Origin of the sequence: Mesorhizobium australafricanum (assembly GCF_033977265.1) — a bacterium.
Taxonomy (GTDB): Bacteria; Pseudomonadota; Alphaproteobacteria; order Rhizobiales; family Rhizobiaceae; genus Mesorhizobium; species Mesorhizobium australafricanum.
In genome coordinates this window covers 22,912-35,561 of the sequence record NZ_JAVIIT010000008.1, presented here as the reverse complement: position 1 = coordinate 35,561, position 12,650 = coordinate 22,912, and the positions used below count along the sequence as shown (strand labels likewise).

General features: G+C 64.2%; 14 protein-coding genes. 5 read left to right on the top strand and 9 right to left on the bottom strand.

Features of this window, described 5'->3' with window-relative positions; all coding sequences use genetic code 11:
• Positions 1 to 196: 196 nt before the first annotated feature.
• The 4 genes from pdxA (at position 197) to RFM98_RS16780 (ending at position 2,861) form a co-directional block, all read left to right on the top strand.
• Complete coding sequence (gene pdxA / locus RFM98_RS16795) at positions 197 to 1,231, top strand: 4-hydroxythreonine-4-phosphate dehydrogenase PdxA (RefSeq protein ID WP_320309915.1); 1,035 nt, start codon at positions 197 to 199, stop codon at positions 1,229 to 1,231.
• A gap of 7 nt (positions 1,232 to 1,238) precedes the next feature.
• Complete coding sequence (gene rsmA / locus RFM98_RS16790) at positions 1,239 to 2,084, top strand: 16S rRNA (adenine(1518)-N(6)/adenine(1519)-N(6))-dimethyltransferase RsmA (protein ID WP_320309914.1); 846 nt, start codon at positions 1,239 to 1,241, stop codon at positions 2,082 to 2,084.
• 178 nt (positions 2,085 to 2,262) lie between these two features.
• On the top strand, positions 2,263 to 2,571 hold the full coding sequence (locus tag RFM98_RS16785; protein ID WP_320309913.1) for a type II toxin-antitoxin system RelB/DinJ family antitoxin: 309 nt from the start codon (positions 2,263 to 2,265) through the stop codon (positions 2,569 to 2,571).
• Complete coding sequence (locus tag RFM98_RS16780; protein WP_320309912.1) at positions 2,568 to 2,861, top strand: type II toxin-antitoxin system RelE/ParE family toxin; 294 nt, start codon at positions 2,568 to 2,570, stop codon at positions 2,859 to 2,861. Before RFM98_RS16785 ends, RFM98_RS16780 begins: the two co-directional genes overlap by 4 nt.
• 29 nt (positions 2,862 to 2,890) lie before the next feature.
• On the opposite strand, the gene gmk is transcribed toward RFM98_RS16780, so the two are convergent.
• The 9 genes from gmk to fabD all read right to left on the bottom strand — a co-directional run bounded on the left by gmk (position 2,891) and on the right by fabD (position 10,128).
• Positions 2,891 to 3,565 (bottom strand): guanylate kinase, encoded by a 675-nt coding sequence (gene gmk, locus RFM98_RS16775; RefSeq protein WP_320309911.1) that lies wholly within the window; start codon positions 3,563 to 3,565, stop codon positions 2,891 to 2,893.
• 4 nt (positions 3,566 to 3,569) lie between these two features.
• Positions 3,570 to 4,460 carry a YicC/YloC family endoribonuclease gene (locus RFM98_RS16770; RefSeq protein WP_320309910.1) on the bottom strand — a complete coding sequence of 297 codons (891 nt, stop codon included), beginning with the start codon at positions 4,458 to 4,460 and terminating at the stop codon, positions 3,570 to 3,572.
• Positions 4,461 to 4,704: 244 nt separating this feature from the next.
• On the bottom strand, positions 4,705 to 5,961 hold the full coding sequence (gene mltG, locus RFM98_RS16765) for an endolytic transglycosylase MltG (protein WP_320309909.1): 1,257 nt from the start codon (positions 5,959 to 5,961) through the stop codon (positions 4,705 to 4,707).
• 161 nt (positions 5,962 to 6,122) lie between these two features.
• Positions 6,123 to 7,385 (bottom strand): beta-ketoacyl-ACP synthase II, encoded by a 1,263-nt coding sequence (gene fabF, locus RFM98_RS16760; RefSeq protein ID WP_320309908.1) that lies wholly within the window; start codon positions 7,383 to 7,385, stop codon positions 6,123 to 6,125.
• Positions 7,386 to 7,419: 34 nt separating this feature from the next.
• Positions 7,420 to 7,656, bottom strand: a complete 237-nt coding sequence (locus RFM98_RS16755; protein WP_006203723.1) for an acyl carrier protein — start codon at positions 7,654 to 7,656, stop codon at positions 7,420 to 7,422.
• A gap of 199 nt (positions 7,657 to 7,855) precedes the next feature.
• Positions 7,856 to 8,593, bottom strand: a complete 738-nt coding sequence (fabG, locus tag RFM98_RS16750; protein ID WP_042637932.1) for a 3-oxoacyl-[acyl-carrier-protein] reductase — start codon at positions 8,591 to 8,593, stop codon at positions 7,856 to 7,858.
• Positions 8,594 to 8,631: 38 nt separating this feature from the next.
• Positions 8,632 to 8,898 (bottom strand): type II toxin-antitoxin system RelE family toxin, encoded by a 267-nt coding sequence (locus RFM98_RS16745; protein WP_320309907.1) that lies wholly within the window; start codon positions 8,896 to 8,898, stop codon positions 8,632 to 8,634.
• Positions 8,882 to 9,103, bottom strand: coding sequence for a type II toxin-antitoxin system RelB family antitoxin (gene relB, locus RFM98_RS16740; RefSeq protein WP_320309906.1), 222 nt, complete (start codon positions 9,101 to 9,103; stop codon positions 8,882 to 8,884). Before relB ends, RFM98_RS16745 begins: the two co-directional genes overlap by 17 nt.
• A gap of 71 nt (positions 9,104 to 9,174) precedes the next feature.
• On the bottom strand, positions 9,175 to 10,128 hold the full coding sequence (fabD, locus tag RFM98_RS16735) for an ACP S-malonyltransferase (RefSeq protein ID WP_320309905.1): 954 nt from the start codon (positions 10,126 to 10,128) through the stop codon (positions 9,175 to 9,177).
• A gap of 276 nt (positions 10,129 to 10,404) precedes the next feature.
• Here fabD and RFM98_RS16730 point away from each other — a divergent pair, with 276 nt between their 5' ends.
• Entirely contained in the window at positions 10,405 to 12,330 is a 1,926-nt protein-coding gene (locus RFM98_RS16730; protein ID WP_320309904.1) for an LTA synthase family protein, read from the top strand.
• Positions 12,331 to 12,650: the final 320 nt, after the last annotated feature.

Below are 12,650 nucleotides of genomic sequence, written 5' to 3'. Positions count from 1 at the left end.
TCAGGTTCAATCGACCTGAAATCTGAATCCGTCTCTAAATCAAAGAAATGGAGCATGATGTCGCCCGAAAGCCGCTGCACACTTTTCGGCATCATGCTCCTTAGAGGCCAAGCATGATTTCGCCCGAAAACCGCTGCACACTTTTCGGCATCATGCTCTGAGCGACAAGCGTGCGATACCGCAGCCAACCCATCGCATGAGCACGCAGAAGACCGATGCGCCGCTGGCGCTGAGTGTCGGCGATCCCTCGGGCATCGGGCCCGAGATCGCCATCGCCGCCTGGCAGGCGGGCGACAGCGCCGGCGTACCGCCCTTCTATCTGCTCGCCGACCCTGCCCTGATTGAAGGCCGCGCCCGACTCGTCGGCGCAAATGTCACGATTGCCGAGACGTTGCCCGGACAGGCGGCGCATCATTTTGCCCGCGTGCTTCCCGTCGTGCCGCTCCATGCGCGCCATGTCGACAGCCCGGGAGAGCCGAACCCGGCCAATGCCGCCGGCACCATCGAAGCCATCGACCGCGCTGTCGCCGACTGTCTCGCCGGCCGCGCCGCCGCGGTGGTCACCTGCCCGATCGCCAAGAAGCCGCTCTACGATGCCGGATTTGGCTTTCCCGGCCACACCGAATATCTGGCGTATCTGGTCTCGCGCCAGACCGGCAGGGACGTGACGCCGGTGATGCTGCTGGCCGGACCCGAGCTGCGCACCGTCCCGGTGACCATCCACATCCCTCTGGCCGAAGTGCCGAGGGTGCTCACGACGGAGCTGATCGTCGCCACGGCGCGCATCACCGCCGCCGATCTCAAGAGCCGCTTCGGCATCGCGCGGCCGAGGCTTGCGATCGCCGGGCTCAACCCGCATGCCGGCGAAGGCGGCGCCATGGGCCTGGAGGATGCTGCAATCGTCGCCCCGGCCGTCGAGACGCTGAAAGCGGAGGGCATTGACGCGGTCGGGCCGCTGCCGGCCGACACGATGTTTCATCCGCGCGCACGCGCCTCCTATGACGCGGCGCTGTGCATGTATCACGACCAGGCCCTGATCCCGGCCAAGACGCTCGCCTTCGACGAGGCGGTCAACGTGACGTTGGGCCTGCCCTTCATCCGCACCTCGCCCGATCACGGCACCGCTTTCGACATCGCCGGCAGAGGCATTGCGCGCGCCGACAGCCTGATCGCCGCGCTGAGGCTGGCGCGGCGGCTGGCCGACAGCGGCCGGCAGGCCGCGGCCGCATGAGGATCAATTGAACGCGCGCACCACGATCGACGGGTTGCCGCCGCTGCGCGAGGTGATCGAGCGACACGGCCTGCAGGCCAAGAAAGCGCTCGGGCAGAATTTTCTGCTCGACCTCAACCTGACAAGCAAGATCGCCCGCGCCGCCGGTGATCTCGACGAGGCGACGGTGATCGAGGTCGGTCCAGGCCCTGGCGGGCTGACGCGGGCGCTGCTCTTCAACGGCGCTCGGCGCGTGATCGCCATCGAGCGCGACGAGCGCTGCCTTGAAGCGCTGGCCGAGGTTTCCAGCCATTATCCCGGTCGCCTCGAGGTCATTCCCGGCGATGCGCTGAAAACGGATTTTGCAGCACTTGCCGGCACGGCGAAGGGCGGACCGGTGAAGATCGCAGCCAACCTGCCCTACAATATCGGCACCGAGCTTCTGATCCGCTGGCTGACCGTGGCCGACTGGCCGCCCTTCTACCAGTCGATGACGCTGATGTTCCAGCGTGAGGTGGCGGAGCGCATCACCGCGGGGCCGGGCAGCGACGCCTATGGCAGGCTCGGCGTTCTGGCCGGCTGGCGCACCGAGGCAAGGATCGCCTTCGATGTGCCGCCGCAGGCGTTCACACCGCCGCCGAAGGTGACCTCATCGGTGGTGCATCTGGTGCCGCGCCCGTCTCCCCTGCCCGTGGATGGCAGAAAGCTCGGCCGCGTCACCGAGGCCGCCTTCGGCCAACGCCGCAAGATGCTCAGGCAAAGCGTGAAGAGCCTGGGCGGCGAAGCGTTGCTGGCGCGAGCCGGCATCGACCCGACGCGGCGGGCCGAGACGCTGAGCGTGGAAGAGTTTGTGCGGCTGACGAACGCGATGTAGCTCTCTTCTCCCCGTCTACGGGGCGAAGATGCCGGCAGGCGGATGAGGGGCAGCGCGAGCCTGCAAAGCGTTCCTGCTCATCCGGCCCTTGGGGCTATCTTCCCTTCGTCGACGGAAGGAAAAGTTGCGCTGGCAACCGTCATTCAAACGCATTACATTAATGGCAAAGGAGATCGCCATGCCAGCGAACGCACTTGTCCAGACGCGTATCGACGCCGATATTCGGGATCGGGCTTCAGCAGTGCTCGAAAGCATGGGACTTACGGTTTCGGATGCGGTGCGGATACTTCTTACCCGAACCGCCAACGAAGGTGCGCTGCCGATCGATCTGCTAGCAAACAATGAGGCGTACGATGTGTGGTTTCGCGCCAAGGTGCGCGAGGCGCTGGACGACACCCGAGCCGACATTCCTGACGATCAAGTCGAGGCGTATTTTGCCGAAAGACGCGCTGCAGCGCGTCGCAAGGTCAATGAGCCTAAATCTTGAAGATCGTATGGTCGGCATTCGCGCTTTCAGACCGCGACGGGATATTTGCGCATATCGAAGCTGACAACCCTGCCGCCGCCATCGCGATCGATGAGCGGATTTTGGCCGCGATAGGCCGTCTCAGTGAGTTCCCCGAGAGCGGTCGTACCGGCAGGCTTGTAGGAACACGAGAGCTTGTCATCGTCGGCACGCCATATGTCGCGGCCTATCAGATAGCCGGGACCAGGATTCGAATCCTGCGTGTGCTTCACGGAGCGCAGCGTTGGCCGGACGATCTTGCAGACAGCTGACGCCATTTATCCGGCTTGTCCGGCCCGCCTCACCCCGTCTTCTCGTCCAGCAACCCGGAAATGAAATCGAACAGACCCGGCCGTCTGTCGCGGCGCAGGCGCTCGGCGGCGACGATGGCTCGGACTTCGGCGAAGGCGCGGTCGAGATCGTCGTTGACGATGACGAAGTCGTATTCCTTCCAATGCTCGATCTCGAGGCGAGCGTTGTTCAACCTGGTCTCGATGACGGATTCCTGATCCTCGGCGCGACGCTTCAGACGCGCCTTCAATTCCTTCATCGACGGCGGCAGGATGAAGATCGAGACGATGTCGGCGCGCATCTTCTCCTTGAGCTGCTGGGCGCCCTGCCAGTCGATGTCGAACAGCATGTCGCGGCCTTCGGCCAGCGCCATCTCCGCCGGCTCGCGCGGCGTCGCGTAGCAATTGCCGTGCACTTCGGCCCATTCGAGCAGCGCATCGGAATCGCGCAGCCGCTCGAACTCGCGCATGGTGCGGAAATGATAGTGGACGCCCTCGATCTCCGAGCCGCGGCGCGGCCTCGTGGTGACGGAGACCGAAAGCTCAAGGCTCGAATCGCTTTCGAGAAGGTTGCGCGCGATCGTCGACTTGCCGGCACCCGACGGCGACGACAGCACCAGCATCAATCCGCGGCGGCGGATGCGGGATCCCAGATCCCTGGCAGCCGTCGGCTCCTTGGCAACCATCCCGTCACTCCAGATTCTGGACCTGTTCGCGAAACTGGTCGACCACCGCCTTGAGCTCAAGCCCGATCGCGGTGACCGCGGCGGCGTTCGACTTTGAGCACAACGTATTCGATTCGCGGTTGAATTCCTGCGCGAGAAAATCGAGCTTGCGGCCGACGGCGCCGCCGCCTTTGAGCAGTGCCCGCCCGGAAGCGACATGCGTCTTCAGCCGGTCGATCTCCTCGCGGATATCGGCCTTTGTGGCAAGGAAGGCAGCCTCCTGGTGCAGCCGGGCGGCATCGAGGTTGGCCGAGACATCCATCAAGAGACGCAGCTGCTCGGCGATGCGCTCGCGGATTGCCGCAGGCTCCCGCGAGGGATCAGCCTCCGCCTTCAGCGTCAGCGCCTCGATGGCGTCCATATGGCCGGCAAGCAGCGCGCCAAGTGCTTCGCCCTCGCTGCGGCGCGCCTGCTCCAGCCCGGCAAGCGCTGCCTCGAACGCCGACAAGATCGCGGCATCGAGGGCGGCCCGCTCCTCCTCGGTCTCGACGGCTTCGGGAATGTCGAGCACCCCGCGCAGGGAGAGCAGGCCGTCGGCGGTGGCGGGCTCGGTGCCGAACTGCTCCTGCAAGCGCTTCGCCAGCCCCGCCAGGTCCTTGAGGAACGCCTCGTTGACCACCGGCTGGATTTGCCTGGCGGCGGCGCGGCCGACGGTCAACGTCGCCTGGAAATTGCCGCGCGCGAAGAGCTTCTGAACGGTCTGGCGGACGGCAGTCTCCAGCCGGTCGAAACCCTGCGGCAGCCTCAGCCTCACCTCGGCGCTCTTGCCGTTCACCGACTTCACCTCCCAGGCAATCGAGGTGCCCTCGCTTTCGGCGGCGGACCGCGCGAAACCGGTCATGCTTTGCAGGTTCATCGCCCTGTCGTCCCCCTGTCGCAGGCAAAGGCACGCAAGGCCCAGCGCTGCGCGCCCCAAAAATCGCCGGACGATCGGCCGGCGCCCCCTCAAAACATGAATATGGCCTCGCGTCAAAGGACGCGTGCGGCAAGCCTAAAGCGCATCGCGCCGAAACGGATTCAGGCGACGCGCTTCAAGTCTCTGTTTGATGCATGTCGTTTTCCCAAAACCGCTACGCACTTTTGGGCGACATGCATTGAGCCTACTGCGCGGCGTCGCCACCGGCGTCGCCGTTCTCGCCGCTGTTACCATTGTCCCCGGCGTCATTGCCGTCGGCGTTGCCATCGGGAGCGGCCGGCGCCGTCGTCTGGCCGGAAGCCTTGGCGGCGTCATCCGCCTGTTTCTTCTGCAGCGCCCGGTAGCGGGCAACGTTCTGATTGTGCTCTTCCAGCGTCGCCGCAAAGACATGGCCGCCATTGCCGTCAGCGACGAAATAAAGATCGTCGGTCTTCGACGGATTGGCGACCGCTTCGAGCGCCGCGCGGCCGGGATTGGCGATCGGCGTCGGCGGCAGGCCCTTGATCATGTAGGTGTTGTAAGGCGTCTGCTTGTCGAGGTCGGACTGGTAGATCGGCCGGTCGGCCGGCTTTCCCTTGCCGCCGAACAGGCCGTAGATGATGGTCGGATCCGACTGCAGCCGCATGCCCTTGGCCAGGCGGTTGAGGAAGACGGCGGCGACGCGCGAGCGCTCGTCGCTCTTGCCCGTTTCCTTCTCGACGATCGAGGCGAGTGTGACGAAATCATCGATGTCGGCGATCGGCAGGTCGGGCGCGCGATGCGACCAGACGTCGTCGACCAGCTTCTTCTGGTCGGCGATCAGCTTGTCGACCATCTGCTGTCTTGTAGCGCCGCGGGTGAAGCGCAGCGTGTCGGTGGCGATGCTGCCTTCCGGCGGCAGCGTCGGCGGCATATCGCCCGTCAGCGCCTCCTGATCGGCGACGCGCTGCAGCGCCTGCTCGACCGTCAGCCCTTCGGGAATGGTCAGCGAGTACATTACCGACTTGCCGCTCTTGAAGAGATCCATGATGTCGCGCATCGAGGCGCGCGGCTTGATGGCGTATTCACCGGCCTTCAGCGCCGATTCATTGCCGGTGGCGCGCACGCCGAGCCGGAAGATGCGGGCATCGCTGATCAGATTGCGGCGTTCGAGCTGGTCGGCGATCTCCTGCACGCCGGTGTTCGGCTTGATCATGAAGGTATCGCCGTTGGCGGAAGGTCCGGCTTCGACAAAAGCCTGCATGCCGAAATAGAGCGCAGCACCCGAGGCGAGCACCACCAGGATCACCACGGAGAGGAAGAAATTCAGGAACACCACGACCTGGCTGCGCGAAGCGCGAGAGCGCTTCGACGGCGGCGGCGTGCCGGCTTCCGGGCGCAACGCCTCGGCCGCCGTCTTCGGCACGATCGGCCCCTTTGTGCCTTGCCGTCCGAAATCCCCGCCGCCCGGATTAGTGTTCATCATGCCCTGCCGTCTGATCTTGCAACGAATCCCCCGGCCGAAGCCTAGGGGCGAATTTGGCAAAAATGACGGCAGTTGGCGGACTGCCGGTGGCTATGTTTACGGCACTCCCGGACGGAAAGCCGCTGCGCGGATTTCCTGGAATTGCCCGGGCCGTCTGCTCAGCCACTATAACGCTGGAACACGAGCGATGCGTTGGTGCCGCCAAAGCCGAAGGAATTCGACAGCGCGACATCGATCTGGCGCTGGCGCGGCTTGTTCGGCACGAGATCGATCGCCGTCTCGCGTTCCGGATTGTCGAGATTGATGGTGGCGGGAGCAATGTTGTCACGGATGGCGAGGATCGAGAAGATCGCTTCCGCGGCACCCGCGGCGCCCAGCAGATGACCAATCGACGACTTGGTCGACGACATCGAAATCTTCGAGGCGGCATTGCCGACCAGTCGCTCGACCGCGCCAAGCTCGATCGTGTCGGCCATGGTCGAGGTGCCGTGCGCGTTGATGTAGTCGACGTCGGCCGGCGAGAGCTTCGCCCGGTTCAGCGCCGCCGTCATGCAGCGGAAGGCGCCATCGCCATCTTCGGCCGGCGCGGTGATATGGTGGGCATCGCCAGTCAGGCCATAGCCGGTGACCTCGGCATAGATCTTGGCGCCGCGCGCCTTGGCGTGCTCCAGCTCTTCCAGGACGACGACGCCCGCGCCCTCGCCCATGACGAAGCCGTCGCGGTCGCGGTCATAGGGCCGCGAAGCGGTCTCCGGCGTGTCGTTGCGGTCGGTAGAAAGCGCGCGGCAGGCGGCGAAGCCGGCAATCGACAGCCGGGTGATCGGCGCCTCGGCGCCGCCCGCCAGCATCACATCGGCATCGCCCCACATGATCAGCCGGGCCGCGTCGCCAATGGCATGCGCGCCGGTCGAGCAGGCGGTGACCACCGCATGGTTGGGGCCTTTCAGGCCGTGGCGGATGGAGACCTGACCCGAGACCAGGTTGATGATCTGTCCCGGGATGAAGAAAGGGCTGATACGGCGCGGGCCGCGCTCCTTGAGGATCATCGCGTTCTCGGCGATGCCGTCGATGCCGCCGATGCCGGATCCTATCAGCACGCCGGTGGCGCACTGGTCCTCATGCGTCTGCGGCTTCCAGCCAGAATCGGCCAGCGCCTCGTCGGCGGCCGCGATGCCGTAGAGGATGAACTCGCCGATCTTGCGCAGTTCTTTCGGCTCGAGCACGGCCTCCGGGTTGAACGTGCCGTTGGAGCCGTCGCCACGCGGGATGACGTGGGCGATCTTGCAGGCAAGATCGTCCACCTCGAATTCGGTGACGCGTCGGCAGGCGCTGCGGCCGGAGAGCAATTCCCGCCAGCTGTGCTCAACGCCCATGCCAAACGGCGAAAGCAGGCCAAGGCCCGTGACGACGACACGCCTCATCGCAGGTCCTCCCCGGTGATGCCTGCGGAAAAACTCAGGCCGAGGCCTTGTCGATATACTTCACGGCATCGCCGACGGTGAGGATGGTCTCGGCCGCATCGTCCGGAATCTCGACGCCGAACTCTTCTTCGAACGCCATGACGAGTTCGACCGTGTCGAGGCTGTCCGCGCCCAGGTCGTCGATGAAGCTCGCCTGCTCCGTCACCTTGTCGGCATCGACGCCGAGATGCTCGATGACGATCTTCTTGACGCGCTCTGCGGTGTCACTCATTTGGGGCAATCCTCGTCTTAGGTTGTCTATCTTCGTTAGCGGGCGGAATGCCGCTAATCAAGCTGAAAGATGGTCCTGCGGGAAACGCGCCACAGGACCGGTTTTTGCCCGAACCGCCGGGTTGCGGGCCGCATTACACGAAAAATGACGGGCGTCCAAGCCGAAATGGCTGTTTTCACAGGCGTCCGGCCGACCCCTCTCAGATCATCGCCATGCCGCCATTCACGTGAATGGTCTGGCCGGTAACGTAAGCCGCCTCATTGGAAGCAAGGTAGGCTACGGCAGATGCGACCTCGGCGCTGGTTCCCATGCGCCGGGTCGGGATCGCGGCCATGATCGTCTCTTTCTGCTTGTCGTTGAGCTTGTCGGTCATGGCCGATTCGATGAAGCCCGGGGCGACGCAGTTGACAGTGATGTTGCGGGTGGCGATCTCCTGCGCCAGCGACTTGGAAAAGCCGATCATACCGGCCTTGGAGGCGCAATAATTGGTCTGGCCGGGATTGCCGGTGACGCCGACCACCGAGGTGATGTTGATGATGCGGCCATGGCGGCGGCGCATCATCGGATGAGTCAGTTCGCGAGTTAGCCGGAACACGGCGGTGAGGTTGACCTCGATCACGGAATCCCAGTCGGCGTCCGACATGCGCACGAACAGGCCGTCCTTGGTGATGCCGGCATTGTTGACCAGGATATCGACGCCTTCGAGATCGGCCTCCGCCTTCTGGCCGAGCGCCTTGACCGCGTCGCGGTCCGTCAGGTCCGCCGGAAACAGTTTTACGCGGTCGCCCAATTCGCCAGCCAAGGCTTCCAGCTTCTCCACACGGGTGCCGTGCAGGCCGACGATGGCGCCCTGGCTGTGCAGCACCCTGGCGATCGCTTCGCCGATGCCTCCCGATGCGCCGGTGACGAGCGCCTTGCGGCCGGTCAGTTCGAACATTTTTATTCCCTTTCAAATCGGGCAAGTCAGGGGTCAGGCTATCTGTAGACGTCGCCTCGATGGCCGATCGTCACGACAAGAATTACGAGCCGCGTGTCTTGTAGGTCGCAGATAATCCGGTAGTCCCCAACTCGGTACCTCCAGAATGTCGCCAACGGGCCCTTAAGTGGTTTGCCTAGCTCACGCGGATTGTCGAGTTCGGCAAGTCGGTTTTCGATGAAATCGCGGATTCGGCGGCGTGTGTGCGGATCTAGTTTTTCGACAAACTTGCGAGCTGAACGAGCGTACTCAAGCGTCCAGGCCACGCCAGAAATCCTCGCTCTTTACGACATCCTCCTCACCTCGCCTGATCCGCTCGAGCACCTCGGCAGCGAGATAGTAGTCTTCTACATCTTCGAGCCCACGTTCAATGAGTTCGCGCAGATAGTAGGCTTTGCTGCGGCCGGTCTTGACGGCGAGAAAGTCCAAGCGTTCTTCAATTTCAGGCGCCAGACGGATGGATGTCGGCATGAGAACCTCCGGTGAATACATGTATTCATGTACCGCTGCGGCGCTAAAAATTCAAGAGAAGAGGAACGACGTCAGCCGAGAGCCGCCAGCGTCGCCTCAACTTCCGCCGCCGTGCCAATGGCGCCGGTGGCGATTTCGCGGTTGATGCGGCGCGCCAGGCCCGACAGCACCTTGCCGGCGCCGACTTCGTAGAGGCTCGCAACGCCATTGCCGCCGAACCACTCCACCGTCTCGCGCCAGCGCACGCGGCCGGTCACCTGCTGGACCAGGCGGCGGGCGATCTCGTCCGGGTCGCTGGTCGGCGTGACAGTGACGTTGGAAACGACCGGGACCACCGGCGCCTGCTTTGCCACGCCAGCCAGCGCCTCGCGCATGATGTCGGCCGCCGGCGCCATCAGCGCCGAGTGGAAGGGCGCGGAAACCTGCAGCATCAGCGCCCGCTTGGCGCCCTTTTCGGTGCAAAGCTTCGCCGCCAGCTCGACCGCGGCCTTGGCGCCGGAAATCACCAGCTGGCCGCCGCCATTGTCGTTGGCGACCTGGCAGACGGAGCCTTTGCCGGCCCCTTGCGCTGCCTCGGCGCAAGCACCTTCGACATCGGCCTGCCCCAGCCCGATGATGGCAGCCATGGCGCCCTCGCCGGCCGGCACCGCTGCCTGCATGGCGTTGCCGCGGGTCCTGAGCAGCCGTGCCGCGTCGCCGACCGAAACGAAGCCGGCCGCGGCAAGCGCGGAATATTCGCCCAGCGAATGACCGGCCACATAGGCCACCTTGTCCTTGAGTGAGAAGCCGCGCGCTTCCAGCGCCCGCATAGCCGCTAGCGACACCGCCATCAGCGCCGGCTGGGCGTTGGCGGTCAGCGTCAGCGTCTCTTCCGGGCCTTCCCAGATGAGTTTCGACAGTTTTTCGCCGAGTGCGGCGTCGACTTCCTCGAAGGCGCTGCGCGCTTCGGGAAAGGCGTCGGCGAGGTCCTTGCCCATGCCGACGGCCTGGCTGCCCTGTCCCGGAAAGGTGAATGCGACGGCCATTTTGATGTCTCTCCAGAGGCTGGTTTTCCATGCCTCTGGCGCAAGGCGGACTGCCAAGTCAAGCCCGCGGGCGTCTCTTCGGCCGGCATTTCAGCCGCAAAACCGGGCTGACTCCCTGTTCCAAAAGGCTTTTTGGCGATCACACCTGATGAAAACCGCTCACGAATCGTTTGCTGGCTCTTCTTATTTCGGCCACAGGCGCTAGCTTTGCGTGACATTTCAATGACAGGAACGTGACACGCGTGGAAGGCGGGTTACCTGGCCGGGGGAAGCAGAGTGGCAAGGATCAGAAAAGGCGCGGCAAAGCCCGCGCCGCAATTTTTGGAAGGCGATCCGTCCACCGGCTACCTGCCGGGACGACCTTGGCCGACCGTACGCTACGGCCTGGCGACGCTTCTTGCCTCCGCCCTGCTTGTGTTTGCGATCGAATGGATCGTGCGCGGCGATTTCTTCGGCACGGTCGATTTCTTCCTGCAGCCCTTCAAGCCGGGCTGGACCACCATCATCGTCTTCGCGCTGGTGCTGGTCGGGCTCGACGCCGTGCTCGGCCGCAGCCACCAGAGCCTGATGATCGTGGCGCCGCTGACGCTGGCGCTTGCCTTTGTCGGCCACCAGAAATCGCGTTATCTCGGCGATCCCCTCTATCCGACGGATTTCCTGTTTGCCCGCCAGATCATGGCGCTTATGCCGCTTCTGGTGCGCGAGCGCCCATGGACCGCCGTCATGCTGGCTGCCGGCATCGTCGGCGGCCTGTCGCTGCTCGTCTATGGCTGGCGGATGTGGCGCCGGCGGGTGCCGATCCTCAGCCGTAAGGGCCGCCTGGCGCGGCTGGCGCTTGCCGTGCCGCTGCTCGCCTTCTTCGTCTCGATCATGGACTACGCCACCTTCTCGTGGACGCGCGACCGGCTGCAGATCATCCCGATCATGTGGGACCAGAAGGAAAATTACGCCTCGAACGGTTTTGCGCTGGCCTTCGCGATGAACGTGCCGATGGCGCATGTCCCGGCACCGCCCGGCTACTCCGAAAAATCGATGGCGGCGATCGAACGGCCGGACATCGACGCTTCGGTGCCGGACGAGAAGCCGGATATCATCGTGGTGATGAGCGAATCCTTCTGGGATCCGACGAAGCTGCCCGGCGTCAGCATCAAGCCGGACCCGATCCCGACTGTCAGGGCGTTGCGTTCCGGCTCGATGTTTTCTCCCGAGTTCGGCGGCATGACCGCCAATATCGAGTTCGAGGCGCTGACCGGCTTTTCCAACGCCTTCCTGCCGGCCGGCTCGATTCCCTACCAGCAATATGTGCGCACCCCTACCCCGTCGCTGGCGACCTTCTTGAAAAGCGAGGGCTACAGGGCGCACGCCATCCATCCCGGCACCAACTGGTTCTGGAACCGCGGCGCCGTCTATGCCGATTTCGGCTTCAACGACTTCCGCTCGGAAGAGACGCTGCCGCCGATGGAAAAGCGCGGGCCGCTCGCTTCCGACGCGGCGATGACCGACGAGATCATTCGCGAGGCCGACGCCAGCGACGATCCGGTGTTCCTGTTCGCCGTCAGCCTGCAGAACCACGGCCCTTACGAACCCTACCGCTACTATAACCCGACGCATTCGGTCGACGCGCCGATCAGTTCCTGGGCGCGGGAATCGCTGCTTTCCTATGCCGAAGGCTCGGCCGACGCCGACCACGGCCTGCAGCGGCTGATCGACTGGGCGAAGGCCCGCCGGCGGCCGACCATAATCGCCTTCTTCGGCGACCACCTGCCGCCGCTCGGACCCGTCTATGTCGAGACCGGCTTCCTCAAGGACAATGTCGCGCCGCGCAAGGAGCCGGCGGACGCCGCGCTCGAGCATCACGACACGCCTTTGGTCATCTGGTCGAACCGCTCCGGTCCGGTCGAAAACCTGGGCGCGGTGAGCCCGGCTTTCCTGCCCTACCATATCCTGACAACGGCGGGCATCACGCACCCCTATTACACCGGCTTCCTCGGCGCGCTGCGCGAACGCTACCGGGTGGTCGACCGCAACCTGCTCCTGTCGCCCGCGGGCGAGGCGACGCCGGACTGGGCGAGGCAAAAGCAGATCGATCCGAAGCTCAACGATTTCCGGCTCATCCAGTATGACATGATGTTCGGCAAGCGGCACTCGGCGCCCGACTTCTTCCCCGAGACGGTGGACAAGCTGGTCGCGCATACGAGTTGAGGCGAAAGCTAGCGGGCCGATCACAGCCTTCAAGAGCATCAGAGGTCGCTAGCGCATCCATCTGCGATATCGTCACGCAACGGTCTACCTCTAAAACCCTCCTCTCCTTCTGGATCGGATGCTTTCCCGACTTTCAAGCGCCTATTTCCAGCCGTAAAAAAAACTGATTGATAAGGCCTAATATTAGCGATGTTAAAAATAGCGCTTTGACGCATTGCGGTATAATTCTGTGTGCAGTGCAGCAGTTGCGGAGATCGCCGTCTCGGAGGGGACACCACTTTGGGTTTTGCGGGAAAGGACGTGCGCGGCTGGCGGAAACC

What these genes read in the sequence shown, in the direction of transcription:
- pdxA (WP_320309915.1), top strand. Translation starts at nt 197, where the DNA reads ATGAGCACGCAGAAGACCGATGCGCCGCTGGCGCTGAGTGTCGGCGAT.
- RFM98_RS16785 (WP_320309913.1), top strand. Translation starts at nt 2,263, where the DNA reads ATGCCAGCGAACGCACTTGTCCAGACGCGTATCGACGCCGATATTCGG.
- gmk (WP_320309911.1), bottom strand. Translation starts at nt 3,565, where the DNA reads ATGGTTGCCAAGGAGCCGACGGCTGCCAGGGATCTGGGATCCCGCATC.
- RFM98_RS16770 (WP_320309910.1), bottom strand. Translation starts at nt 4,460, where the DNA reads ATGAACCTGCAAAGCATGACCGGTTTCGCGCGGTCCGCCGCCGAAAGC.
- mltG (WP_320309909.1), bottom strand. Translation starts at nt 5,961, where the DNA reads ATGAACACTAATCCGGGCGGCGGGGATTTCGGACGGCAAGGCACAAAG.
- fabF (WP_320309908.1), bottom strand. Translation starts at nt 7,385, where the DNA reads ATGAGGCGTGTCGTCGTCACGGGCCTTGGCCTGCTTTCGCCGTTTGGC.
- RFM98_RS16755 (WP_006203723.1), bottom strand. Translation starts at nt 7,656, where the DNA reads ATGAGTGACACCGCAGAGCGCGTCAAGAAGATCGTCATCGAGCATCTC.
- fabG (WP_042637932.1), bottom strand. Translation starts at nt 8,593, where the DNA reads ATGTTCGAACTGACCGGCCGCAAGGCGCTCGTCACCGGCGCATCGGGA.
- relB (WP_320309906.1), bottom strand. Translation starts at nt 9,103, where the DNA reads ATGCCGACATCCATCCGTCTGGCGCCTGAAATTGAAGAACGCTTGGAC.
- fabD (WP_320309905.1), bottom strand. Translation starts at nt 10,128, where the DNA reads ATGGCCGTCGCATTCACCTTTCCGGGACAGGGCAGCCAGGCCGTCGGC.